The organism is Variovorax sp. RKNM96 (assembly GCF_017161115.1).
In the GTDB taxonomy this organism is placed as follows: domain Bacteria; phylum Pseudomonadota; class Gammaproteobacteria; order Burkholderiales; family Burkholderiaceae_C; genus Variovorax.
Genome location: NZ_CP046508.1, coordinates 6,318,749 through 6,342,820 on the forward strand (window position 1 = coordinate 6,318,749; position 24,072 = coordinate 6,342,820).

Annotated in this window: 24 protein-coding genes; 13 read left to right on the forward strand and 11 right to left on the reverse strand. The window is 66.5% G+C overall.

Annotated features, from left to right (window positions below):
* Positions 1 to 2: 2 nt before the first annotated feature.
* The 3 genes from GNX71_RS29455 to GNX71_RS29465 form a co-directional block, all read right to left on the reverse strand.
* The gene (locus GNX71_RS29455; protein ID WP_206175696.1) at positions 3 to 1,070 is read right to left on the reverse strand and encodes a DUF4123 domain-containing protein; all 1,068 of its coding nucleotides are present in this window, start codon (positions 1,068 to 1,070) and stop codon (positions 3 to 5) included.
* The gene (gene tssI / locus GNX71_RS29460) at positions 1,070 to 3,610 is read right to left on the reverse strand and encodes a type VI secretion system Vgr family protein (RefSeq protein WP_206175697.1); all 2,541 of its coding nucleotides are present in this window, start codon (positions 3,608 to 3,610) and stop codon (positions 1,070 to 1,072) included. The genes GNX71_RS29455 and tssI overlap by 1 nt, the downstream gene beginning before the upstream one ends.
* Before the next feature lie 231 nt (positions 3,611 to 3,841).
* Entirely contained in the window at positions 3,842 to 4,711 is an 870-nt protein-coding gene (locus GNX71_RS29465; protein WP_206175698.1) for a UDP-2,3-diacylglucosamine diphosphatase, read from the reverse strand.
* Positions 4,712 to 4,805: 94 nt separating this feature from the next.
* Here GNX71_RS29465 and GNX71_RS29470 point away from each other — a divergent pair, with 94 nt between their 5' ends.
* A complete protein-coding gene (locus GNX71_RS29470) occupies positions 4,806 to 6,551 on the forward strand; it encodes a lysoplasmalogenase family protein (RefSeq protein ID WP_206175699.1) in 1,746 nt (581 codons plus the stop codon).
* Positions 6,552 to 6,594: 43 nt separating this feature from the next.
* Here the strand turns inward: GNX71_RS29470 and GNX71_RS29475 are convergent, their stop codons facing one another.
* From GNX71_RS29475 to ruvB, 3 genes are read right to left on the reverse strand one after another with little or no spacing between them, the layout of a single operon-like run.
* Positions 6,595 to 6,972, reverse strand: a complete 378-nt coding sequence (locus GNX71_RS29475) for a nuclear transport factor 2 family protein (protein WP_206175700.1) — start codon at positions 6,970 to 6,972, stop codon at positions 6,595 to 6,597.
* 4 nt (positions 6,973 to 6,976) lie between these two features.
* Positions 6,977 to 7,939 (reverse strand): CDF family Co(II)/Ni(II) efflux transporter DmeF, encoded by a 963-nt coding sequence (gene dmeF, locus GNX71_RS29480; RefSeq protein WP_206175701.1) that lies wholly within the window; start codon positions 7,937 to 7,939, stop codon positions 6,977 to 6,979.
* 6 nt (positions 7,940 to 7,945) lie between these two features.
* A complete protein-coding gene (gene ruvB / locus GNX71_RS29485; protein ID WP_187112319.1) occupies positions 7,946 to 9,010 on the reverse strand; it encodes a Holliday junction branch migration DNA helicase RuvB in 1,065 nt (354 codons plus the stop codon).
* An 85-nt stretch (positions 9,011 to 9,095) separates the two neighbouring features.
* Here ruvB and GNX71_RS29490 point away from each other — a divergent pair, with 85 nt between their 5' ends.
* The 7 genes from GNX71_RS29490 to GNX71_RS29520 are packed head-to-tail and all read left to right on the forward strand — an operon-like array spanning position 9,096 to position 15,591.
* Complete coding sequence (locus GNX71_RS29490) at positions 9,096 to 9,710, forward strand: CDP-alcohol phosphatidyltransferase family protein (RefSeq protein ID WP_206175702.1); 615 nt, start codon at positions 9,096 to 9,098, stop codon at positions 9,708 to 9,710.
* Positions 9,711 to 9,744: 34 nt separating this feature from the next.
* Positions 9,745 to 11,511 (forward strand): bifunctional alpha/beta hydrolase/class I SAM-dependent methyltransferase, encoded by a 1,767-nt coding sequence (locus tag GNX71_RS29495; protein ID WP_206175703.1) that lies wholly within the window; start codon positions 9,745 to 9,747, stop codon positions 11,509 to 11,511.
* Positions 11,508 to 12,863: a phosphatase PAP2/dual specificity phosphatase family protein gene (locus tag GNX71_RS29500; RefSeq protein WP_206175704.1), complete on the forward strand. Its 1,356-nt coding sequence runs from the start codon at positions 11,508 to 11,510 to the stop codon at positions 12,861 to 12,863. Before GNX71_RS29495 ends, GNX71_RS29500 begins: the two co-directional genes overlap by 4 nt.
* Positions 12,856 to 13,296 (forward strand): hypothetical protein, encoded by a 441-nt coding sequence (locus GNX71_RS29505; RefSeq protein WP_206175705.1) that lies wholly within the window; start codon positions 12,856 to 12,858, stop codon positions 13,294 to 13,296. Before GNX71_RS29500 ends, GNX71_RS29505 begins: the two co-directional genes overlap by 8 nt.
* Positions 13,297 to 13,340: 44 nt before the next feature.
* Positions 13,341 to 14,006, forward strand: coding sequence for a lysophospholipid acyltransferase family protein (locus GNX71_RS29510; RefSeq protein WP_206179762.1), 666 nt, complete (start codon positions 13,341 to 13,343; stop codon positions 14,004 to 14,006).
* On the forward strand, positions 14,003 to 14,959 hold the full coding sequence (locus GNX71_RS29515) for a phosphatidate cytidylyltransferase (RefSeq protein ID WP_206175706.1): 957 nt from the start codon (positions 14,003 to 14,005) through the stop codon (positions 14,957 to 14,959). Before GNX71_RS29510 ends, GNX71_RS29515 begins: the two co-directional genes overlap by 4 nt.
* A complete protein-coding gene (locus tag GNX71_RS29520) occupies positions 14,956 to 15,591 on the forward strand; it encodes a YdeI/OmpD-associated family protein (RefSeq protein ID WP_241027087.1) in 636 nt (211 codons plus the stop codon). Before GNX71_RS29515 ends, GNX71_RS29520 begins: the two co-directional genes overlap by 4 nt.
* Before the next feature lie 13 nt (positions 15,592 to 15,604).
* On the opposite strand, the gene GNX71_RS29525 is transcribed toward GNX71_RS29520, so the two are convergent.
* Both GNX71_RS29525 and ruvA read right to left on the reverse strand, forming a co-directional pair.
* On the reverse strand, positions 15,605 to 16,492 hold the full coding sequence (locus GNX71_RS29525) for a hypothetical protein (RefSeq protein WP_206175707.1): 888 nt from the start codon (positions 16,490 to 16,492) through the stop codon (positions 15,605 to 15,607).
* Positions 16,489 to 17,061 carry a Holliday junction branch migration protein RuvA gene (gene ruvA / locus GNX71_RS29530; protein WP_206175708.1) on the reverse strand — a complete coding sequence of 191 codons (573 nt, stop codon included), beginning with the start codon at positions 17,059 to 17,061 and terminating at the stop codon, positions 16,489 to 16,491. Before ruvA ends, GNX71_RS29525 begins: the two co-directional genes overlap by 4 nt.
* A gap of 169 nt (positions 17,062 to 17,230) precedes the next feature.
* On the opposite strand from ruvA, the gene GNX71_RS29535 reads away from it, so the two are divergent.
* Together GNX71_RS29535 and ybeY are read left to right on the forward strand one after the other, a co-directional pair.
* A complete protein-coding gene (locus GNX71_RS29535) occupies positions 17,231 to 18,172 on the forward strand; it encodes a PhoH family protein (protein ID WP_206175709.1) in 942 nt (313 codons plus the stop codon).
* A 1-nt stretch (position 18,173) separates the two neighbouring features.
* Positions 18,174 to 18,632, forward strand: a complete 459-nt coding sequence (ybeY, locus tag GNX71_RS29540; RefSeq protein WP_206175710.1) for an rRNA maturation RNase YbeY — start codon at positions 18,174 to 18,176, stop codon at positions 18,630 to 18,632.
* Between the two features lie 6 nt (positions 18,633 to 18,638).
* On the opposite strand, the gene dtd is transcribed toward ybeY, so the two are convergent.
* Positions 18,639 to 19,082 (reverse strand): D-aminoacyl-tRNA deacylase, encoded by a 444-nt coding sequence (gene dtd / locus GNX71_RS29545; RefSeq protein ID WP_206175711.1) that lies wholly within the window; start codon positions 19,080 to 19,082, stop codon positions 18,639 to 18,641.
* Positions 19,079 to 19,996, reverse strand: a complete 918-nt coding sequence (locus tag GNX71_RS29550) for a cation diffusion facilitator family transporter (RefSeq protein WP_206175712.1) — start codon at positions 19,994 to 19,996, stop codon at positions 19,079 to 19,081. Before GNX71_RS29550 ends, dtd begins: the two co-directional genes overlap by 4 nt.
* A 153-nt stretch (positions 19,997 to 20,149) precedes the next feature.
* Between GNX71_RS29550 and GNX71_RS29555 the strand changes: the two genes are divergently transcribed.
* The gene (locus GNX71_RS29555; RefSeq protein WP_206175713.1) at positions 20,150 to 20,644 is read left to right on the forward strand and encodes a FecR family protein; all 495 of its coding nucleotides are present in this window, start codon (positions 20,150 to 20,152) and stop codon (positions 20,642 to 20,644) included.
* Positions 20,641 to 21,264, forward strand: a complete 624-nt coding sequence (locus GNX71_RS29560) for an OmpA family protein (RefSeq protein WP_206175714.1) — start codon at positions 20,641 to 20,643, stop codon at positions 21,262 to 21,264. Before GNX71_RS29555 ends, GNX71_RS29560 begins: the two co-directional genes overlap by 4 nt.
* Positions 21,265 to 21,304: 40 nt before the next feature.
* On the opposite strand, the gene tyrS is transcribed toward GNX71_RS29560, so the two are convergent.
* Entirely contained in the window at positions 21,305 to 22,537 is a 1,233-nt protein-coding gene (gene tyrS / locus GNX71_RS29565; RefSeq protein ID WP_206175715.1) for a tyrosine--tRNA ligase, read from the reverse strand.
* Positions 22,538 to 22,696: 159 nt separating this feature from the next.
* Between tyrS and GNX71_RS29570 the strand changes: the two genes are divergently transcribed.
* Complete coding sequence (locus GNX71_RS29570; RefSeq protein ID WP_206175716.1) at positions 22,697 to 24,043, forward strand: M23 family metallopeptidase; 1,347 nt, start codon at positions 22,697 to 22,699, stop codon at positions 24,041 to 24,043.
* Positions 24,044 to 24,072: the final 29 nt, after the last annotated feature.

The following is a 24,072-nucleotide window of genomic DNA, read 5'->3' on the forward strand; positions in this document are numbered from 1 at the left end:
GCTTATCTTTTTTGAGGCTGGATGATCTTGTTCAGAAGCATCGAAAAACTGGCATCAGGCCAATCGCGCAGCTGGTCTTCGATCCGGCTCAACGTTGGTGCCAAATGCGGCAGGCTCCAGTCCATAGCGCGAGCGGGTCCTTCTTTGGGGGCGTGCATCCAGGTGATCCAGACATAGTCTTCAAGGTCGAGGTTTTTCAGGTTCATGCGCGCGGCGTCGGCCAGCATTTGCTGCAAGCTCTCTGGATCGGGCTGGGCCTCGGGCGGTATGTTGTTCTTGGCATAGCTGCGCCAGATCGAATTGGCGTCCGGCGAGACACCCGAGAGAAACCACTGCGCTTCATCGAACAGATCGCGCGGCGATCCGCCCGCCTGCGTTCCGTAGGGAAGCACCGGCGCTTTGGCACAAAACCATTGGGCAGGCTCGGGCCTGTCGCTGAAGGGACCCCAGGGTTGCATGAGCGACCACCATTGCGTGACAGGGCCGAGCCACCGGCGTTGCTGCAGAGGACTCAGCGCGGGCCAGACACGCTGCATGACGCGCGGGTCGTGGTAGCGAAACAGCACGCTGTCTTTATTGCAGGACGGCCGTTGATCGCCCAGGCCAACCCAGTAGCGGGCGATCGTCTGCTCAGATTCAGGGCTGATGACCACGCCGCAGAAATCCTGTTTGGTGACGCGCTCGTTCACCTGTTGCGAAGCGAACTCCAGGCAATGCGCCAACCATGCGCGTAGGTCCCGAGTCTTGAATCCCGGGACGGAGACAACCAACTCTTCGGGCAACTCCAGGAGGCAGGGTGCACGCTCTTCGCGATACTCGAAGTAGCTATTGGGCACGCTGATGCGGTCGCGCGCCCATCTGGGAAACTGCTCGCACAGTTCTTGCGCCAGTGGGTTTCCGTCCCAGCGGTTGAATAACAGGTAGGCCCGCTGGGGAAGCGGTTCTTTTCCGGCCTCGCTCCCGAACTCCTTGTGCGAGAGCGCGGTCAGAGCACCCCAGCCCTGCATCAGCGCGTCGATCAGTTTTTCGCAGGGGGCCGTTTGCCCTCCAGCATCGGCGTCGTCGATCATCACCGCGACACTGAATTACCGCCGTTGTCGGCACTGTTTTCTTTGGTAGCACACGCCTTGTCGTTCACGGGCTGGGTGGGCTTTGAGTCCCCCAGAATGAAGCTGTGAACAGCGGCATGGTTGGTGTAGTTGCCATTGGTCCCCTTGGTGATGCTGCCGGCGCTGTACTCCCCGTAGCTGCCCCCGCCATTGATGGTCAGTCGGGTCTTTGCCGTGATGTTGATGATGTCGGCAGTCAGCTCGATTTTGTCTTTGGCAAGCATCCTGATGGAGTTTTCAAGTGCCTTGATCTCGATGTCGGCCCGGGCGGCAATCACCTCCATGCCGCTTTGCATGGCGTAGACCTTGAACGCCTCCAGCGCAACCGCGATCAGGCTGCCGCCGCTGTTGACGCTGGTATGCCTGGAACTGGTGATCTGGGTGTGCTCGACGCTGGCGATATGCGTGGAGCCGCCTGAGGTGACGGCGATACCGCTCGGACTGGCAAGCACCAGGTGGGGGTCGGCCAACTCTGGAAACCGTCCTTCCTGCGGGTTGCCCCCACTGCCCTTGATGGTGTCGTTCTGTTTCTTGAGGGCCTTGGCAACGGCATCCTGGTCGCCTTTCATCTGCGCCCTGCTGGTACGGGCCGCATCGGATTGGCCTTCGATCAGATCGCGGGCCAGCGTCAGGCGCGGGACGGCGTCGCCCAGATCTTTGGCATGGCCCGCAGCATCCATGCAGGCCTCGGTGGTGATGAGCATGCCGTCGGCTGCGCGCATGACACCATGGCCGTCGGTACGCAGTTCATAGCCTTGACCTCGTGGGTCCTTGCGCCCGACATTGTCTTCAACGCGGGTAATCGATCCCAAGCTCAACGAACTGGACTGGTGATCGCTCTTGAGTTGGGCCTGGATTTCCCCGGCTGTGTCGTCCAGGACAAGCTGATTGCTGCGCCCCGCCGAACTGTTGCCGCCACCGTCCACAAGTTCGCGCGAGCGAAACCCCGAGAGTGCTGCCTGATCAGGCAGCTTGTACGGCGGCATGTTCATCTGGTTGTAAACGCGACCCATGCAAATGGGAAGATCGGGGTCGCCGCCGAAGAAGTCGATGACGACCTCTTGGCCGATGCGCGGGAGGTGCATCGCACCGAGCTGATTGCCCGCCGATGCCTCGCTCACGCGCACCTTGCAGGAACTGTTCTGATTGAACTGGCCGTCCCGGTCCCATGCAAACTGGACCTTGATGCGGCCGTACTCGTCGGTCCAGATGTTCTGGCCGGCAGGGCCGACGACAACCGCATTCTGCGGGCCACCCGTTCTGGGCTTGGGGCGGGTGAGCACAGGGCGCAATTCTTCTTTGACGGGATGCGCTGTGAAGTCGACGCTCACCGTCCAGTTCTGCGAACGGCGGGGGGCGGCGCCCCTGATCTGGCTGTCCTGCCCTGTGTCTTCGATCACGAAGTTCGTGTGCAGGATCAGGTACTCGGCGTTCGCGCTCGCCCGCGGATGCTTTTGCATGCGGAACGTGCAACCCGGCACCATACCCCGCAGGTTGCCTGCGGCATGTGCGCGGACACCATGGGAGCGCAGGTGCTGCATGCGCAGGCGAGCGAAGGCACGAGCCTCGGTGGACGGCTCATTGGGTCCCGTTCCCCCAGCCTCCGGTTGCACGAAATGACTGCCACCGACATTGGCGTGGAACTGGTACACCTCGCCGTCGGCGTGGCTCGTCAGGCGCGGCGCACTGTTCTGGCCGATCAGGCGAGCCTTGCTGCGTGTGTAGTCGTAGTCTCTGGTGACATAGGCACCGCTGGTGAGCTGGTTATGCGCCGCGAAGTGATGGATGTATTCGGCGTCGATCTTGTAGCCGGGGATATGGAATTCGACGTTCGCGTAAGCGGCACTGGGGCATTCCCGGTAGGCTGCCATCGCGTCCGACAGAACCAGGCGATGAGCGCCATCGTTGTGTTCAAAGTGGTAGTTGATGCCGTACTCCTGGCACAGGCGCTCGAAAAACTCGAAGTTGCTCTCGTTCCATTGCACGCAGTAATCCCGAATCGGATAGGTGTCGTACAACCTCTTTTCCACGGGGAACGAGTAATTTCCCAACACCTGATCGAGCGTTTTTACGACTGTCTGATCCTGGTAAATCTTGCAATCGCAATTCAGCGTCGCCAAGTGCAGCCAAGGCCGAACGATGAAGCGGTAGACCACATGGCGGCCTGCTTCGCCTTCCATGAAGGCATCTGTCACGATGCCGCTGATTTGTCGTGTCCCGGCACCTGTACCGTAGGCAGTGGCGCCAACCATTCCGGCCAGCAGTTCGCCAGAGCCATCGAGCTCGATCACGCAGGTAACTGCTTGCCCAATGAAGCCGTCAAGGTTGAAATCGGCCGCGCCGCTCGCACCGAGATTCAGCGCATCGGGAGTCTTGAGGACGAGTTCGTACTCAAAGAGGCTGTTCACGCCTTCGCGGCCGGCGAGCCGCACGGGAACCAATGCAGGCAGTCCCAGACTCGAAGGGATGGCGGTGCTGATGACGGAGAGGGATTGGGGCACTTGCGACAGACCTGATGGATGGCAATCCGAAAAGTCTGGGGCACATAGAACCCGCACATTCGCAAACAATAGTCAAATGACCAGCACCGCGGCAATGGGCATGCAAGAGCGCGAAAAATTCACGCCCAAAAATCAGAAGTCTTTCCAACGAGCCTGGATCGTCTTCAGGCGCCGAGCACGACAAGCAACAACGCGGGGCATCGTCACGTCGCGGCGTCGTATCTGCCGCCGTCAGGACGCGATGGCTTCGCGCACCACCGACACCTTCGACGGCACCGGCATGTGCTGCGCCCAGTCGATGATCTCCAGCGTGCCGTCCGCATGCTCGGCCAGCGCCGTGAGGCTTTCCACCCAATCGCCGTCGTTGCAGTAGAGGATGCCGTCGATGTCGCGCATCTCGGCATGGTGGATGTGGCCGCACACCACGCCCTGCGCACCGCGCTTGCGGGCCTCGCGCGCCACGGCGTTCTCGAAGTCGCCCACGTAGCTCACCGCGCGCTTGACCTTGCCCTTGAGGTACTTGGAGAGCGACCAGTACGGCAGCCCCATGCGCGCGCGCAGCGAGTTGAGGTGGCGGTTGAGCTTGAGCGTGAATTCGTAGAGCGAGTCGCCCACGTAGGCGAGCCACTTGGCGCACTGGATCACGCCGTCGAACAGGTCGCCGTGGATGATCCAGAGCTTGCGGCCGTCGGCCGTCTCGTGAATCCATTCCTCGGCCACGTCGATGCCGCCGAAGTTGTGGTTGAGGTACTTGCGGGCGAACTCGTCGTGGTTGCCCGGAATGAAGATCACGCGCGTGCCCTTGCGCGCCTTGCGCAGGAGCTTCTGGATCACGTCGTTGTGCGCCTGCGGCCAGTACCAGTGGCGCTTGAGCTGCCAGCCATCGATGATGTCGCCGACCAGGAACAGCGTCTCGCACTCGGTGTGCTTGAGAAAGTCGAGCAGCGCGCGGGCCTGGCAGCCGGGCGTGCCCAGGTGCAGGTCGGAGATCCAGAGCGTGCGGAAATGCAGCGGTGGACGCTGGCGATCGTCGTCCTCCGGCTCAGGAGTCCCGGTCGCGGTGTCGCGCCATGCGCGAAGGAAAGCGTCGTCGCGTTGCATGGACGGGTAGGCTCCCACCCGCGCATGACGCTGCGATGGCACACCCGTGACATCCCGGTGACGCGTGGCCTCGCCGCAACGCCACAATCGCGCGATGCGCCCTGGCCAGATCATCGTTCTCGCAACCCCTGTGTTCTTTCTTCTGATCGCGATCGAATTCGCGGTGGGCCGTGTGCGGGCACGCCGCGGCACGGGGCACGACACCTACCGGCTGGCCGATGCGGTCAACAGCATCGGGCTGGGCATGCTGAGCCAGATCAGCGCCGTGCTCACCGGCCTCCTGCGCATCGGTATCTACACCGCGGTGTATTCGGCTGTGGCGCTCATTCCGCAAGAGGCGGCGCGCGAGTTCTGGACCACCTGGTACGGCTGGCTGCTCGCGCTGGTGTTCTACGACTTCTGCTACTACTGGCTTCACCGCATGGGCCACGAGTCGGCGGTGCTTTGGGCGGCGCATGTGGTGCACCACCAGAGCCAGCACTACAACCTGTCGACCGCGCTGCGGCAGACCTCCAGCGGCGCGTTGCTCGGCTGGATCTTCTATATGCCGATGGCGGTGGCCGGGGTGCCGCCGCTGGTGTTCGTCGTGGTGGCGCTCATCGACCTGCTCTACCAGTTCTGGGTGCACACCGAGCAGGTGGGCAAGCTCGGCTGGTTCGACCGCTGGTTCTGCTCGCCGTCGAACCACCGGGTGCATCACGCGGTGAACGACACGTATCTGGACCGCAACTACGGCGGCATCCTGATCGTGTGGGACCGCCTGTTCGGCACCTTCCGCGAAGAGGACGAACGCTGCGTTTATGGCACGCGCGGCGAACTCAAGAGCTGGGACCCGCTCTGGGCGAACGCCGAGGTGTACTGGGGGCTGGCCAAGGACTCGTGGCACGCGCGCAGCTGGGCCGACAAGCTGCGCGTGTGGCTCAAGCCGCCGGGCTGGCGGCCGGCCGACGTGGCGGCGCGTTTTCCGAAGCCGGCGTTCGACATCGCGAAGGTGACGCGCTACGAGCCCGTCGTGAGCCGCGGGGTGCAGTGGTTCGCTGGCATTCAGTTCCTGCTGATGCTGGGCGGCGTGGCCTTCTTTCTCTGGTTTTCCGACGACATGCCGCTGCAGCGCTCCGCCGTTTGGCTGGCCACGCTGACGGCGAGCCTGTGGGCCATCGGCGCCGTGCTGCAGGGGCGGCTGTCGGTGACCGAGGTGCTGCTGGTCGAGGCTGCCGCGCTGGCGACGGCGAGCGCGGCGCTGGGCATCGACTGGCTGCACCACATCTGCAAGCCGCTGGCGCTGTCGACTGCGATCGTCTTCGCGGCGCGGCGCGCCATGGCGTCCGGCGCAGTCACGCGCTTCGACGGACTGCTGCTGGCCGGGTTGGCCGCCTCGCTGGCGGGCGATGTGCTGCTGATGGGCTCGGCCAAGCTGTTCGTGTCAGGGCTCGTGTGCTTCCTGCTCGCGCACCTGGCTTACATCGCGCTGTTCCGCATCGGCGTGGGCCTGTTCCCGCGGCGCGGGGTGCTGGCGGCGACGCTCTTGATCGGCGCGGGCATGTATGCGTTTCTCTGGCAGGGCGGGCTGCCGCCGGCGCTGCGGATTCCGGTCGGGGTCTACGTGGTGGTGATCGCCTGCATGGCGGCGCAGGCCATCGGGCGCGCGGCGGTGCTGCGCGAAGCCGCCCCGTCAGCCAAGTGGGTGGCGGTGGGCGCGTGCTTCTTCATGCTGAGCGATGCGCTGCTGGCAACCAACCGCTTCGTCACACCGCTGCCGCTCGCGCAGTTGTGGGTGCTGGCGACTTACTACGCGGCGCAGGTGTTGATCGTGCGGCACGTTCGCCGCCCCTCTGCCTGACTTGCTCCCTCCCCCGCTGGGGGAAGGAGCAAAAACCCCGCCTCTATGCGGGCTGCCGACCCATCGTCGGCGGACCGATCTCGAACGATGCCGTCTGGATAAGGCCATTCCGGACCACATAGACGCAGACCATCTCCACCGTGCCAACCCCTTCGGGGAAGTTGCGCGTCACCACCTCATGGTCGATCACGACATTCCCCATGACCGAGCGCTGCAGCAGATGCGCATGGAGGTCAGGCTCGGCAAAGCGGAGCTCGGTGCGGGCACGCAACTCGGCGTGCCCGGAGGCCAGCAGCTTTCCCGCCAGTTCGTATTGGCGGGCGTCTTCGGCATAAGTGGCCAGCCATGCCTGAAGGTCCTTGGCGTTGTAGGCCGCCAGTTGGCGCTCGACAACGGCTTCTGCGGAAAGCGGAGTGGACATCGGCTCAGTCCGCGCAGCGCTGGATTTCCACCGTCGAGTGACGGATCTCCTCGTGCATCGAGAAGCAGGCGCGCACCTCGTCGGCGGTGAGCGTGAGCGAATGGGTCACGACCGTGAGCGCGCAGGCATAGGCATCGCGCCCCACGCGCCAGACATGCAGGTCGGCCACGCGGGTTTCCGAACTGGCCAGCGTGGTCTCGACGCCTTCGCGGATTTCTTCGGTGACCGGGTGATCCATCTCGCGGTCGAGCAGCACCTTGCCGGTTTCCTTCAGCAGGCCCCGGGCCCAGCTGGCGACCAGCACCGCGCCGACGATGCCCATCGCCGGGTCGAGCCAGGCCCAGCCGTAGAACCAGCCGCCGAGCAGCGCCGCGATGGCGAGCACCGAGGTGGCGGCGTCGGCCACCACGTGCAGGTAGGCGGAGCGCAGGTTCAGGTCGTGGCCGTGTTCGTGCGAATGACCGTGATCGTGGCCGTGTTGGTGATGCCCATGGTCGTGCCCGTGGTCGTGGTGCGTGCCGCCCAGCAGCCGCGCGCAGACCAGGTTGACCACCAGCCCCAGCACCGCCACCGAAATCGCCTCGGGGTAGTGGATCGCCGAAGGCGACCACAGCCGCTCCAGCGAGCCCACCACCATCAGCGCCGCCACGCCGAGCAGCAGCAGTGCGCTCGCGAAGCCGCCGAGCACCTCGATCTTCCAGGTGCCGAACGCGAAGCGCGGGTCGTGCGCATAGCGGCGCGCAGCCGCGTAGGCGAAGGCGCTCAGGCCGATGGCCAATGCGTGCGAGCTCATGTGCCAGCCGTCGGCCAGCAGCGCCATCGAGTTGAACCACCAGCCGGCGCCGATCTCCACCACCATCATCGCGGCGGTGATCCACATCACCAGGCGCGTGCTGCGCTCGGCCGAAGCATTGCCGGCGCCGAACTGGTGGTCGTGCTGCCAGGCGCTCAGGTCATGGGTGTGCATGGGTCTTCAGACTCCGAAAAGATCCTGTCCGTCGGAACGGCTGGAGGGCGGCGTCACGCCCAGGTGGCGGTAGGCCGCCAGCGTGGCGATGCGCCCGCGCGGCGTGCGCTGCAGGTAGCCCTGCTGGATGAGGTAGGGCTCGATCACGTCCTCGATGGTGTCGCGCTCCTCGCCGATGCTGGCCGCGACGTTGTCCAGGCCGACCGGGCCGCCGTCGAAGCGGTGGATCACGGCTTCGAGCAGCTTCCGGTCCATCAGGTCGAAGCCCTGCGGATCGACGTCGAGCATGGCGAGCGCCTTGTGGGCGATGTCCTCGGTGATGCGGCCGTTGCCCTTGACCTCGGCATAGTCGCGCACGCGGCGCAGCAGGCGGTTGGCGATGCGGGGCGTGCCGCGCGAGCGGCGCGCGATCTCGAAGCCGCCGGTCTCGTCGGTTTCCACCTTGAGCAGGCGAGCGCTGCGGGTCACGATCAGCGCAAGCTCTTCGGGCGTGTAGAACTCCAGCCGCGCGACGATGCCGAAGCGGTCGCGCAGCGGGTTGGTCAGCATGCCGGCGCGGGTGGTGGCGCCCACCAGCGTGAAGGGCTGCAGGTCGAGCTTGATGCTGCGCGCCGCGGGGCCCTCGCCGATCATGATGTCGATCTGGTAGTCCTCCAGCGCGGGATACAGGATTTCCTCGACGACCGGGCTCAGGCGATGGATCTCGTCGATGAAGAGCACATCGTTGGGCTCGAGGTTCGTCAGGAGCGCCGCGAGGTCCTTGGGCTTCTCGAGCACCGGGCCCGAGGTCTGGCGCAGGTTGACGCCCAGTTCGGCCGCGATGATGTGCGAGAGCGTGGTCTTGCCGAGGCCGGGCGGGCCGAACAGCAGCACGTGGTCGAGCGCCTCCTTGCGCTTGCGCGCCGCGCCGATGAAGATTTCGAGCTGCTCGCGCACCTTGGCCTGGCCGACGTATTCGTCGAGCAGCTTGGGGCGCAGGGCCCGTTCGATGGCCTCCTCGTTGGGCGAGGCGGGGGCTGCGGACACCACGCGTTGGGGCGCGGGCGCGAAATCGTCGGTCTGGATGGTCATTGGATAGGGGTCTGCGAGGGCAAGTTTAGTCCTTGCCACGCTGGCAGAATGCTTCGACAACATAACGAGTGAGGGAAGCCAGAACGTGTCGATCTACGAACTGAAGCCGCGTTTCCAGGCCCTGCTGCGGCCGCTGGTGGTCCGCCTGCATGCGATGGGCGTCACGGCCAACCAGGTCACGCTGGCGGCGTGCGTCGTCTCGGTCGCGCTCGGGCTCTGGCTTTTCTTCGCGGCGCCCTCGCTGGCCGCCTTCGGGCTCATCCCGGCGTGGATGTTCCTGCGCATGGCCTTCAACGCCATCGACGGCATGCTGGCGCGCGAGCACAACCAGCAGAGCAAGCTGGGGGCCTTTCTCAACGAACTGACCGACGTGGTCTCCGACGCCGCGCTCTACCTGCCTTTCGCGCTGGTGGCGCCCTTCAGCCCGTTCTGGGTCGGCACGGTGATCGTGCTGGCCGGGCTGAGCGAATTCGCCGGCGCGCTCGGCCCCACGGTGGGCGCCTCGCGCCGCTACGACGGGCCATTGGGCAAGAGCGACCGGGCCTTCGTGTTCGGCGCGCTCGGCCTCTACGTGGCGCTGGGCTGGCCGCTGCCGGGCTGGACGGCCTGGCTGATGCCGCTGCTGGCGGCGCTCGTGGCCTGGACCATCGTCAACCGCATTCGCCGCGCATTGGCAGAAGCCGATGCAGCCGGCCGCTGAACACACAGACCAAGACAAGATTCACAGGGACTCAATGACAGACATCACACCGCGCATTGCGCAAGAGCATCACTTCCAGACGCACGACGGCGAATCGCTTTTCTACCGCCACTGGCCAGCCACGGGCGCCGTGCGCCGCGGCGCCATCGTGCTGTTTCACCGCGGCCATGAGCACGGCGCGCGCATGGCGCACCTGGTCGACGAGCTCGACCTGCCCGATTTCGACTTCTTCGCCTGGGATGCGCGCGGCCACGGCCGCTCGCCCGGCCAGCGCGGCTACAGCCCGAGCTTCGGCACCTCGGTGCGCGACGTGCAGACCTTCGTGCATCACATCGGCACGGCGCACGGCGTGCCCGAACAAGACATCCACGTGGTCGCGCAGAGCGTGGGCGCGGTGCTGATCGCGACCTGGGCGCACGACTACGCCCCCAAGGTGCGCGGCCTCACGCTGGCCTCGCCGGCCTTCAAGGTGAAGCTCTACGTGCCGTTCGCGCGCGCCGGGCTCGGGCTGATGCACAAGCTGCGCGGCCTCTTCTTCGTCAACAGCTACGTGAAGGCGAAATTCCTCACGCACGACCCGGAACGCATCGCGAGCTACGAGAGCGATCCGCTGATCTCGCGGCCCATCGCTGTCAACATCCTGCTGGGCCTGTACGAAGCGGCCGACCGCGTGGTGGCCGATGCGAACGCGATCACGCTGCCGGTGCAGCTGCTCATCTCGGGCGCTGACTGGGTGGTGCACCACAAGCCCCAGCACCAGTTCTTCGAGCGGCTGGGCAGCGCGGTGAAGACCAAGACCGAACTGCCGGGCTTCTTCCACGACACGCTGGGCGAGGAGGACCGGGCGCCGGCCGTGGCGCAGATCCGCGAATTCATCCTGCAGCGCTTCGACGAACCGGCCGTGCCGGTCGACCGCACCGCGGCGCACCTGAGTGGCGACACGGCCGACGAGTCGCGCGCGCTGGCCGAACCGCTCTCGCCGTTGTCGCCGCGCGGCGCCTACTGGGCCCTGACGCGCGGCGGGCTGCGCGTGGGCGGCAAGCTCTCCAGCGGCATCGCGCTGGGCCACAAGACCGGGTTCGACTCGGGCAGCACGCTCGACTACGTCTACCGCAACCACCCCGAAGGCAAGGGCCCGCTGGGCCGGAGCATCGACAACACGTATCTCAACTCGATCGGCTGGCGCGGCATCCGCCAGCGCAAGATCCATGTCGAGGAGCTGCTGCGCATCGCGATGGAGCGCCTGGCCGAAATGCACCGCGAGGTGCGGGTGATGGACATCGCCGCCGGCCATGGCCGCTACGTGCTCGACGCGGTGCTCGCGAGCCCGGTGAAGGCCAGCTCGATCCTTCTGCGCGACTACAGCGACATCAACGTGCGCGACGGCCGCGCACTCATCGCCGAGAAGGGGCTGCAGGACACCGCGCAGTTCGTGCAGGCCGATGCCTTCGACCGCATCAGCCTCGCCACGGTGACGCCACGGCCCACGCTGGCGGTGGTGTCGGGCCTGTACGAACTCTTTCCCGACAACGAGATGGTGCAGCGCTCGCTCGCGGGCGTGGGCGATGCGGTGGAAGACCGCGGCTACCTCGTCTACACCGGGCAGCCGTGGCATCCGCAGCTCGAGATGATCGCGCGCGCGCTCACCAGCCACCGCCAGGGCGAGGCGTGGGTGATGCGCCGCCGCACGCAGGTCGAGATGGACCAGCTGGTGGAAGAAGCAGGCTTCCGCAAGATCGACCAGCGCGTCGATGAGTGGGGCATCTTCACGGTCTCTTTGGCGGTGCGCACAGGCCGATGAAAGCCTGGTTCGAACAGCGCCCCTGGAAGCGCGCAGCCGCATGGCTCGTGTTCCTCGGGCCGCTGTTCTACGCGACCTACGGCTTCGCCAACTGGTGGGCCACCACGCGCGCGAACGTGCCCTCGATGGCCTTCGACTGGGAGCGGCGGATCCCGTTCTGGCCGTGGACGATCTTTCCGTACTGGACGATCAACGTGTTCTACGCGCTGTCGCTGTTCCTCGCGCGCAGCAAGCACACGCTGGACCGGCATGCGCTACGGCTGGTCACGGCGACGCTGATCGCGTGCACCTGCTTCATCGTCTGGCCGCTGCACTTCAGCTTCGGGCAGCCGCCAGTCGATGGGGCGCCGGCGTTTCTCTTCAATGCGCTGCGCGGCTTCGACCAGCCGTTCAACCAGGCGCCGTCGCTGCACATCGCACTCGCCGTGATCCTGTGGGACTGGTACCGGCAATTCATCCGGCCGCTGTGGGCGCGGCTGGTGCTGCATGTATGGGCGTTCGCGATCTGCGCCTCGGTGCTCACGACGTGGCAGCACCACTTCATCGACATCCCGACCGGCGCGCTGCTCGGGCTGGTGTGCGTGTGGTTGTGGCCGCTGGAGCGGGTGGTGTCGATGCGGCGCGCCTGGCAGGTCACGCGCGATGCACAGCGCGGGAAGCTCGCGGGGTTCTATGCGGTGGGTGCGGTGCTGTTTCTCGCCGCTGCCTTGTACGGCGGCGACGTGTGGCTGTGGCTCGCATGGCCGGCCGCGTCGCTCGCCTTGGTGGCGCTCAACTACATCGGCTTCGGCGCGCGCGGCTTCCAGATGGATGGACGCGGGCGCATGGGCTGGGCGGCGCGCTGGCTGTTCGCTCCCTACCGTCTTGGTGCTGCGATCAACGCCTGGCTCTGGACGCGCAAGCTGCCCGCATCGGTCGAGGTGGTGCCCGGCTTGCGGCTCGGCCGGCGACCCACGCACGCCGAATGGCTCGCCGCCGGCAAGCCGCGCCTCGTGAGCCTGTGCGCCGAACTGCAGATGTCGGCCGGTGTGCCGCATGCGCGCTGCGTGCCGCTGCTGGACCTGACGGTGCCGCCGACGGTGCGGCTGCAGCGCGCAGCGGCGGTCATCGAAGGCCAGCGCCGCAACGCGGACGGCGCGCCGGTGTGGGTCTGCTGCGCGCTCGGCTTTTCGCGCAGCGCCGCGGCGGTAATCGCCTGGCTGGGCCGCTACGGCTCGGCCGGCGACCTGACGCAGGCCGAAGACACGGTGCGCCGCGCACGGCCGCAGATCGTGCTGCGTCCCGCATGGCGGGTTTCGCTCGCGCCCTTGAAAACCCTGGACGTCGCGCGGGAGGCACCGCCCCATGACTGACAACGACCGCGCCACCTGCGCCGCGCTCGCCGGCCTGCTGCGCGCCTTCACGGTACTGGCGATCTGGGGCTTCGCGCTGACGTGCATCGCGGCGCTGGTGCTCGCGCTCACGCTGCGCTCGCTCCCGACCACGCCCACCATGGGTTTCGGTGCGGTCGTGATCCTCGGCGTGCTCGAACGCTATTTCGCCTTCCGGCTGCGGCTGGACCAGACGCTGTTCGACGACCTGGCGCGCGGCGCCATCGCCTCGCTCGACGCACTCGATCGTGCGCTGGATCGCCTCGGCCTTCGCAACGCACCGTCGTCGCCTTCCACGCGGCCGCTCGACGACCGCGTGCAGGGCACCCGCCAGCTCATGCAGCGCCATGCCATCGTGGTCGCCTGCCAGAGCGCCATGTTCCTTCTTGCCTTGATGACACAGGATTTCTCTTGACCGACGACAACAAGAACAACGACAAGCCCAAGCCCGAGAGCACGGTGCTGCGCCGCGCGCTCGCCATCGTCGCGGGCAAGCTCATCATCGGCGCGGCGGGCCTCCTGACCGGCGTGCGCGCCATCTGGAGCGGCACCACGCCCAAGGCCGAGCAGACGCTCTACTTCGCCAACCACACGAGCCACGGCGACTTCGTGCTGCTGTGGGCGACGCTGCCGCCCGACCTGCGCGCCCTCACCCGGCCGGTGGCGGGGCAGGACTACTGGATGGCCTCGAAGGTGCGCCAGTTCATCGGCGCCGACGTGTTCAACGCGCTCATGATCCGCCGCGACGGCTCGGGCCAGGGCGACAACCCGGTCGAGCAGATGAAGGAGGCGCTGGAGGCCGGCGACTCGCTCATCATGTTTCCCGAAGGCACGCGCAACACCGGCGACGAGATACTGCTGCCGCTCAAGAGCGGCCTCTTCCACCTCGCGCGCGCCTGCCCCAGCGTGCGGCTGGTGCCGGTGTGGATCGAGAACCTCAAGCGCGTGCTGCCCAAGGGCACGCTGGTGCCGATTCCGCTGGCCTGCACGGTGCGCTTCGGCACGCCGATCGTGCTGGCGGAGGGTGAGGACAAGAACACCTTCATCGCCCGCGCGCGCACGGCCATGCTCGACCTGCGCCCCGAATACGACCGCAACGACAAGGCCGAGGGCGCCGCATCATGATGGAACTGTCTCCCTTCGCGTGGACCACGCTCAAGCTCTTCGGCGGCGTCTTCGGCGTGCTGGTGCTGGCCTCGGCCATCGGTGCGCTGCTCAAGTGGCGGGTGGCGCACGGCCAGCCGCATTCGGTGATCGACAACCTCAACTCGCGCGTCAACGCGTGGTGGGTGATGGTGGCGGTGATCGGCCTGGCCTTCGCCTTCGGCAAGGGCGGCGTGATCGTGCTGTTCTACCTGATCTCGTTCTATGCGCTGCGCGAGTTCATCAGCCTCGCGTACACGCGGCGCGGCGACCATGCGGCGATCGCGCTCGCGTTCTTCATCGCGCTGCCGGGCCAGTACTTCCTGATCTGGATCGAGTGGTACGGGCTCTATTCGATCTTCATCCCGGTCTACGCCTTCCTGATCCTGCCGATCCTCGCGGCCGTGGGCGGCGACACGCAGCGCTTCCTGGAGCGCACCTCCAAGATCCAGTGGGGCCTGATGGTGTGCGTGTTCTGCATCAGCCACGTGCCCGCGCTGCTCACGCTGCAGATCCCGGGCTTCGAGGGCCGCAACCTGCTCTTGATCGCTTTCCTGGTGATCGTGGTGCAGGGCAGCGACGTGTTGCAGTACGTGTGGGGCAAGCTCTTCGGCAAGCGCAAGGTGGCGCCCGAACTGTCGCCCTCCAAGACCTGGGAAGGCCTGATCGGCGGTGTGGCGAGCGCCACCGCGCTGGGCGCGGCGCTCTACTGGGCCACGCCGTTCAACCCGTGGCAGGCGGCGCTGATGGCCTTCATGATCTGCTTCATGGGCTTCTTCGGCGGCCTGGTGATGTCGGCCATCAAGCGCGACCGCGGCGTGAAGGACTGGGGCTCGATGATCGAGGGCCACGGCGGCATGCTCGACCGGCTCGATTCGGTGATCTTCGCGGCGCCGATCTACTTTCACGCGGTGCGTTACTGGTGGGTGCCGTGAGCACGGCGGCAGCCAAGAAAACCGCCAAGCCTGCCGCGAAGGCGGAGCGCATCGTCGACGACACGCCGATGGAATGCGCCAACGCCGCAGCATTGAAGCGCTGGTACAAAAGCCACCATGCCACCCACGCCGGCGTGTGGCTGCGCATCGCGAAGAAGGCCAGCGGCATCGCCTCCATCGACCACCCCGAGGCGCTCGAGATCGCGCTGTGCTTCGGCTGGATCGATGGGCAGCGCAAGAGTGACAAGGGCGATGGCGAACAGTATTTTTTGCAGCGCTTCACGCCACGCACCGCACGCAGCACCTGGTCGAAGATCAACCGCGACAAGGTGCTGAAGCTGATCGACGAGGGCCGCATGCAGCCGGCTGGCTTGGCCGAGATCGAACGCGCCCGCGCCGATGGCCGCTGGGATGCGGCCTACGACGCCCAGAGCGTCGCCACCGTACCGCCCGACCTGCAGGCCGCGCTCGATGCGAATCGCAAGGCAGCCGCGTTCTTCGCCAAGCTGGATTCGCGCAACCGCTTTGCCGTTCTGTTCAGGACACAGGGCGCGAAGAAGCCCGAGACCCGCGCGCGGCGCATCGCGCAGTTCGTGGAGATGCTGGCCAAGGGCGAGAAGATCCACCCTTGAGGCGAAGGCAGTCCTAGTCTTCGTCCATCACCCGTGAGCGGCCGAACCAGAACCCCACGATCAGGCCCACCGTGCCGAAGCCGATGGCGCCCCAGAGGCTCAGGAAAGTGAAGACGTTGTAGCGGCCCGGCTGCTGCGCCAGCGCGCTCACCAACTCGGGCTCGACCAGTCCGCCCAGACCACGCGCAGCGGCGAAATCGAAACCCGCGTCGCCCAGGAAATCGAGCGTCACCAGCATGGGCAGCACCACGAGGAATGGGAACCACGCACCGCGCACCTTGCGCCAGTTCATGAAGTAGGCGGCTGCCAGCAGCACGGCACCCACCCCGACCAATCCGAGCACGAAGGGCCGTCGGGTCAGCGGCAGCAGCCAGGGCCAGATCCACTGCAGCGGATAGAGCGGCCACTCCGCCTGCGGCGCAAGGCCGCCCGGCCGCGCGAAGGCCTGCCAGCCCAGCGCGAGCGTGGCGCGGCCCACCAGTGCGGACGCACAGGCCACGGCCGCAACGCCCAGGCAGCCGATGCGCAGCCATGAAGAACGAGGCTCGGGAAAGACATGCGGCGGCATGACGGTCCGCGTGTAGCTGCCGCGGCTCCAGCGCTTGGTGACCACGACGGCCTGCGGCTGCGGCGGCGTCAGTTCGCCGCGGACCAGCCAGTCGATCGCAAGGATCGCCAGTGCGAACGCCATCGCGGCGGTGAGCCACGCGCAGGCGCCCGGCATGTCGATGAAGCCGGCCGGCGTCATCATCGGCAGGTTGCCGTAGACGATGCCCGCGCATCCGTAGGCCAGGAGAATCGGCACGCAGCCGATCAGGGCCACGCGCATGAGCAGCAAGTCGCTGCGGATCGACTCGTGCCGCAGCGCTTCCACCCGCGACCACGCGCCGCGCAGGCTCACTTGGCCAGGGCTTTCAGCGCCAGCTTGATGCCTTCGCTCACCGTCGCGTCCTTGGGCAGCGCCTTGAGCGCGAGCGCCGCTTCCTTGTCGCTGTAGCCCAGCGCGACCAGCGCCTGCAGGATGTCGGCCTGCGCGTCGGAGGCCGCATGCGCGGGCAGGCCGATGTCGGCGCCCAGCTTGCCCTTGAGCTCCAGCAGCAGCCGCTCGGCGGTCTTCTTGCCGATGCCGGGGATCTTCACGAGCCGGCCGAGCTCCTGCGTGGTGATCGCCTGCGACAACTCGCCCACGCTCATGCCCGAGAGCAGGCCCAGCGCCGTGCGCGGGCCCACGCCGGTGATCTTGATGAGCTGGCGGAAAGCCGCGCGCTCCTCGGCGGTGCCGAAACCGTAGAGAATCTGCGCGTCCTCGCGCACCACGAAGTGCGTGAGCAGCGAAACGCGCTCTCCGGTGCCGGGCAGGTTGTAGAACGTGCTCATCGGCACATCGACCTCGTAGCCGACGCCGTTGCAATCGACCACCACTTGCGGTGGGTTGCGCTCGGCAAGTACGCCGGTGAGTTTGCCTATCATTGGCCCACCCCCGTTGCTTGCTCACTTCGTGTAGCCGCCTCCCCCCTCAAGGGGGCAACACCGGCGGCCCGGCAAAGCCGGTTCCGCGGTGTTCCCCGCTTTGGATTGCGTTTTTTCGAGCATGGCTGGTCTTGCATAGGGCTGCCAAATAGATGGAAATGGATACCGCGTGATTCTGCGACACACCTTTACCCCACCGAACAACTCGCGCCTCGGACACCTGTGCGGACCGCTCGACGCGCACCTGCGCCGCATCGAGGAAGCCCTGGGCGTGAAGATCGCGCACCGCCACGAGCAGTTCAAGGTCGACGGCCCCAAGGCCTCGGCGCAGCGTGCGATGGACGTGCTGCAGGCGCTGTACGAGATCGCCCAGCGCACGATCGACCCGGCCGTGGTGCAGCTCACGCTCGCCGGCGACGGCTCGATGAGCGACGAGGACGCGGCCATGCTCGTCACCCGCCGCGCCGACCTGCGCGCGCGCACCCCGACGCAGGCGCTGTACCTGGACAACATCGCCAAGCACGACATCACCTTCGGCATCGGACCGGCCGGCACCGGCAAGACGTATCTCGCGGTGGCCTGCGCGGTCGATGCGTTGGAGCGCGCGGCGGTGCAGCGCATCGTGCTCACGCGGCCGGCCGTAGAAGCCGGCGAGCGGCTCGGCTTTTTGCCGGGCGACCTGACGCAGAAGGTCGATCCGTACCTGCGTCCGCTGTACGACGCGCTTTACGACCTCATGGGCTACGAGAAGGTGCAGAAGGCCTTCGAGCGCAACGCGCTGGAGATCGCGCCGCTGGCCTTCATGCGCGGGCGCACGCTCAACAACGCGTTCGTGATCCTCGATGAGGCGCAGAACACCTCGGTCGAGCAGATGAAGATGTTCCTCACGCGCATCGGCTTCGGTGCGAAGGCGGTGGTGACGGGCGACGTGAGCCAGATCGACCTGCCCAAGCAGCAACTGAGCGGGCTAATCGACGCCGAGCGCGTGCTCAGGCGGGTGAGCGGCATCGCGATCACGCACTTCACGAGTGCCGACGTGGTGCGGCATCCGCTGGTGGCGAAGATCGTCGACGCCTACGACGGCCAGCGCAAACGCACCGGCGCGCATTGAGATGGCGCTGCCGGCACTTTCTCTTTCGCTGCAGTTCGGGCGCTTCAAGGGCGTGGAGCGGCACCGCGCCGCGCTCCCGCGCCACAGCGTCGCGCGTTGCATCCGCCATGCGCTGGACATCGACGGCGAGATCACGGTGCGCATCGTCGATGCCGATGAGGGCCAGCGCCTGAACCGCGAGTTCCGCGGCAAGGACTACGCAACCAACGTGCTGACCTTCGACTATGCGCAGAGCCCGGTCGCGATGGCCGACCTGGTGCTGTGCGCACCGGTGGTCGCGCGCGAGGCGAAGGAGCAGCGCAAGACGCTGGCCGCGCATTACGCGCACCTGCTGGTGCACGGCACGCTGCATGCGCAGGGCTGGGACCACGAGACCAGCGAAGCCGACGCCGACGAGATGGAGGCGTACGAGATCCAGATTCTTGCGGAGCTGGGCATCCGCAATCCGTACGGCAAGTAGCCGCTGCTACGCCGACATCTGCAGCGGGATCGTGACCGGCCCGTCGTTGAGCAGGTGCACCTGCATGTCGGCGCCGAACTCGCCAGTCGCCACCACCGGATGCGCAGCGCGCGCCTGCGCCACGAAGTACGCGTAGAGCCGCCGGCCTTCGTCAGGCGGTGCAGCCTGCGTGAAGCTGGGGCGGTTGCCGCCGCTCACGTCGGCCGCCAGCGTGAACTGGCTCACGACGAGCAGCCCGCCACCGATGTCCTGCACGCTGCGGTTCATCTTGCCAGCCTCGTCCGAGAAGATGCGCAGCTTGAGGATCTTGGCGAGCATGCGGTCAGCGAGCGCGTCGACGTCACCGCGTTCGGCACACAAGAGGATCAGCAGGCCGGCATCGATGGCGCCGACGGTCTGGCCGGCAATGTCGACGCGGGCATTCGCGACGCGCTGGAGGATGGCTTTCATGGGTTCCGTTCTTCCACGATCTGGGTGGCGCGCGCTTCCATGGTCAGCGGCAGCAGCTGGATGGTGACGCGCAGGCCGGGCACGGCGTCCATCAAGGCCTGCTCGAGTTCGTCGCGCAGGCCCGCCGCGCGCTGCAGGGTCCAGTCGCCGGGCACGTGCATGTGCAGGTCGGCAAAGCGGCGCTGGCCGGCGCCGCGCGTGACCATGTCGTCGAAACGCAGCCGGCCGCCCTCGGGCTGGCGCGCCGCGAAGGCGTCGAGCGTGGCGCGCACGGTAGCGAGCGTTTCGGCGTCGAGCGCTTCGTCCATCAGCCCCTGCGACGAGCGCCACACCAGCTTGACGCCCTCGCGCACGATGTTGAGCGCCACGCCGATGGCCAGCAGCGGATCGAGCCAGAGCCAGCCGCTGAAGTGCACGCCGACGATGCCGATCACCACGGCGGCGGAGGTCCACACGTCGGTCATCAGGTGACGGCCATCGGCCTCCAGCGCGATGGAGCGATGCGCGCGCGCCGCACGGAACAGCACGACCGCCAGCGCCGCATTGAAGCCCGAGCTGACCACCGACAGCGCCAGGCCCCAGCCCAGCTGCTCGAGCGGCTGGGGCGACAGCAGCCGCTGCACCGACACCCAGAGAATCGCCATCGCGGCGCCGACGATCAGGATGCCTTCGAAGCCGGAGGAGAAGTACTCGGCCTTGTGGTGACCGTAGGGGTGGTCGTCATCGGCCGGCCGCTCGGCAATCGTCACCATTGCCAAGGCGAACATGGCGCTGGCAAGATTGACGAACGACTCCATCGCATCGGAGATCAGGCCCATCGAGTTCGTCATGTAGCCCGCCAGACCCTTGAGCACGATGGTGACCAAGGCAACGGCCACGGAGACGCGAAGCAGTGTTTTGGGAGTGAGCGTCATGGGCAATGGAGACGGCGAATCGACAAAAGACGACGCAAAAAACGGCAAAAGGCCGCAAGATGACGCTGAATTATCGGCGCAGTGTCCATATGTAACGCCTTCGGCTTAATATTTGTGACCATTGCGAAACATTCTTCGCAGAGAGTCGGGACGATGAAAAACTTCTTGAACGTTTTGGGCGGCCTCGCCCTGCTTGGCGCCACCATGATGGCCCAGGCCCAGACAACACCAGCCCCAGCCACCCCGGCCGGTGCGGTCGCCGACCTCCAGGCCGGCTTCGTGAAATCGGTACGCGGCAACGTGCAACTGCTCAGCGCTGCCGGCACCGCACGCACCGCTGCCGCGGGCGATGCCCTCGGGTCTGTCGACCGCATCGTGACCGGCCCCGATTCTTCGGCCGCCGTGGTTCTGCGCGACGACACGACCCTGGTGGTCGGCCCCTCCTCGCGCATGGACCTGAAGGAATTCCATTTCGACTCGACCACGCGCGACGGCGGCCTCCTGGTCTCGTTGCTGCGCGGTTCGATGCGCATGATCACGGGCCTGATCGGCAAGACCAACCCCGACGCGGTGCGGGTCGAGACGCAAACCGCCACCATCGGCATTCGCGGCACCGACTTCATCGTTCAAACCGACGGAAAGCCATGATGACGACGAGCATGTCGCGCCGTCCGCTCCTTCTTCTTTCCACTGCACTGATCACCGCCTTGCTTGCCGCCTGCTCGACGCCGGGCACCCGGGTCGTGCTGCTGCCCCAGGCCGACGGCAAACCTTCCGCCGTCGTGGTGCGCGCCAAGGATGGGGAAGAGGTCCTTTCCAAGCCCTACCAGCGCGCAACGGCCGCGGTGGGTGCCAGCGGTGCGCCGGTGGTCGACCAGGCCGATGCGGCCAAGGTCCAGGCGGAAAACAAGCCGCTGTTCGACATGCGCCCGCCTCTGCCGCAGCGCTACACGGTGTTCTTCGAGGTCGGCGGCACCACGCTGACCCCGGCGTCGCAGCAGATCATGGCCGAGGCGCTGGCCGCGGCGCTGGCGCGCAGCGGCGGCGACATCGTGGTGACGGGCCACACCGACACCAAGGGCAGCGGCGAATCGAACGACCAGTTGTCGCGCCGCCGGGCGCAGGAAGTGGTTCAGCTGTTCGTCGAGCAGCGGTTTCCGGCCAACCGCGTCGAGGCCGTGGGCCGCGGCGAGCGCGACCTGGCCGTGCCGACCGCCGACGAGGTGGACGAGCCGCGCAACCGGCGCGTCACCATCGAAGTCAGGTAGTCAAAACAAAAGGCCCCGAGGGGCCTTTTTTTCTTTGAGGTCAGCTCAGGGTCACGCGGGCGAATTTGCGCTTGCCGACCTGCACCACATAACTGCCCGCAGGCAGCTTCAGCGCCTTGTCGCTGACCACGACCGAATCGACGCGCACGCCGCCGCCATCGATCAGGCGACTGCCCTCCGACGCTGAGGAGGCCAGGTTCGCCTGCTTGAGCAGCTGGGCAATGCCCAGCGGCGCGCCACCCAGCGACACCTCGGGAATCTCGTCCGGCACGCCGCCCTTGCTGCGGTTGATGAAGTCCTGCTCCGCCGTCTCGGCCGCCGCCGCGCTGTGGAAGCGCGCGGTGATTTCCTTGGCCAGCGCGACCTTGGCGTCCTTCGGATTGCGGCCACCCGCGATCTCGGCCTTCAGCGCCTCGATCTGTTCCAGCGACTGGAAGCTCAGGAGCGTGTACCAGCGCCACATCAGGTCGTCGGAAATCGACAGCACCTTGGCGAACATGGTGTTGGCGTCTTCGCTGATCCCGATGTAGTTGTTCTTGCTCTTGGACATTTTCTCGACGCCATCGAGCCCTTCCAGCAGCGGCATAGTGAGTATGCACTGCGGTTCTTGACCGTATTCCTGCTGGAGATGGCGGCCGACGAGCAGGTTGAACTTCTGGTCGGTGCCGCCCAATTCGAGGTCGCTCTTGAGCGCCACCGAGTCGTAGCCCTGCATCAGCGGGTAGAGGAATTCATGGACCGAAATCGACTGGCCGGCCTTGAAACGCTTGTTGAAATCGTCGCGCTCCATCATCCGGGCGACCGTGTACTTGGCCGCCAGCTGGATCATTCCGCGGGCGCCCAGCGGGTCGCTCCATTCGGAGTTGTAGCGAACTTCGGCGATATCGACGTTCAGCACCAAGCGCAACTGGTCAAAGTAGGTCGCAGCATTGGCCTCGATCTGCTCGCGGGTCAGAGGCGGCCGGGTGCTGTTGCGCCCGGAAGGGTCGCCGATGGTGGTGGTGAAGTCGCCGATCAGCGGAATCACCGTATGCCCCAGATCCTGCAACTGGCGCATCTTGTTGAAAACCACCGTGTGGCCTAGATGAATATCCGGCGCCGTCGGGTCCAGGCCGAATTTGATGCGCAGCGGAGTCCCGGTGGCCTCGGAGCGCTGGAGCTTGCGCACCCACTCGTCCTGCGGCAGCAGCTCGTCAGCGCCGCGGAGGGATATTTCGAGCGCACGTCCTACACTATTTGAGAGGGTCGTGGATGTAACAGATTCGGCGTTCATGGGCTTTTTTAGCTGACTTTCTGGGTGCCGAAGCTATACTCAGCCCGACTTTTCAAGCGCCGAATTCTAAGCGGCGCTTTTTCCGCACCGTCTCCTGCCGCCCTGAACGTACTGGGCCTTGCAGCACGGATTTGCAGAACCTGAGCTGGAATTCATAGTTTGATCAACGGCATTCTTGCCGCCGAGGAGCTTCTCGCTTCTCGCGTGGCCTATACGTTCCGGACCTACCCCAAGCAGATCACCGCTGTCATCGCGGCGGCCTTGCTGAGCGCCGGTACCCTCGCGGTCGCCTCGCTGGGTCCTGACGCTTCCGACCTTCCGGTCCACCAGATCCTCGAAGCCACCGCGCCTGTCTCTTTCGCAGACCAGAGCGCGTCGCTCGAGGGCTTCAGCTTCACGCTGTTCCGCACCGACACCACCCGCTCCAGCGACACGGCCGAAGCCCTGCTCCGGCGCCTGGGCATTTCGGACCCTGCCGCCACCGCCTTCGTGCGCGGCAGCAGCGACGCCCGCGCGGCGCTGTTCGCACGCGTCGGCCGCACCGTCACGGCCGAAGCCACGCAGGAAAACCAGCTCAAGAAGCTCAGCGCCCGCTGGATTCCCGATGGCGACGGCGGCTTCAAGCGCTTCGTGATCGAGCGCACGCCGGTCGGCTTCGTCGCCCTCACCGAGCGCGACACGCTGACGCCGGGCACGCGCCTGGCAAGCGGCACCATCCGCACCTCGCTGTTTGCAGCCACCGACGACGCGCGCATTCCCGACGCGGTGGCGAGCCAGCTGGCCGACATCTTCGCGGGCGACGTCGACGTGCGGGCCCTGCGCAAGGGCGACCGTTTCGCGGTCGTCTACGAAACCTTCGAAGCCGATGGCCAGGCGCTGCGCAGCGGCCGCGTGCTCTCGGCCGAGTTCGAGAACAACGGCAGGATCCACCAAGCCGTCTGGTTCCAGCCCCCAGGCGCGGGCCAGAAGGGCAGCTACTACCGCCCGAACGGCGACAGCCTGCGCAAGGCCTACCTGGCGACGCCGGTCGAGTTCTCGCGCGTGTCGAGCGGTTTCGCAATGCGCATGCATCCGATCCTGAACAGCTGGCGCCAGCACAACGGCATCGACTACGCGGCACCCACGGGCACCGCGGTGCGTACGGTAGGCGACGGCACGGTCGATTTCGCGGGCACGCAGAACGGCTACGGCAACATCGTCATCATCAACCACCGCAACAACCAGCAGACGGCGTATGCGCACCTGAGTCGCGTCGATGTCAAGGCCGGCCAGAGCGTGAGCCAGGGTCAGGCGATCGGCGCCGTGGGCTCCACCGGCTGGGCGACCGGTCCGCACCTGCACTTCGAATTCCGCGTGGGCGGCGTCTACCAGGACCCGGCTTCCATCGCACAAGAAGGTGGCGCGCCGATCACCGCGGCCCTGCGCCCGGCCTTCGAGCGGATCGCCGTCGGCGCCCGCACCGAACTGGCAGCGGCCTTCTCCGTCATCCAGGCCAGCGCGGACTGAGCACGCGCACGGCGGTCTTCTCCAGACAC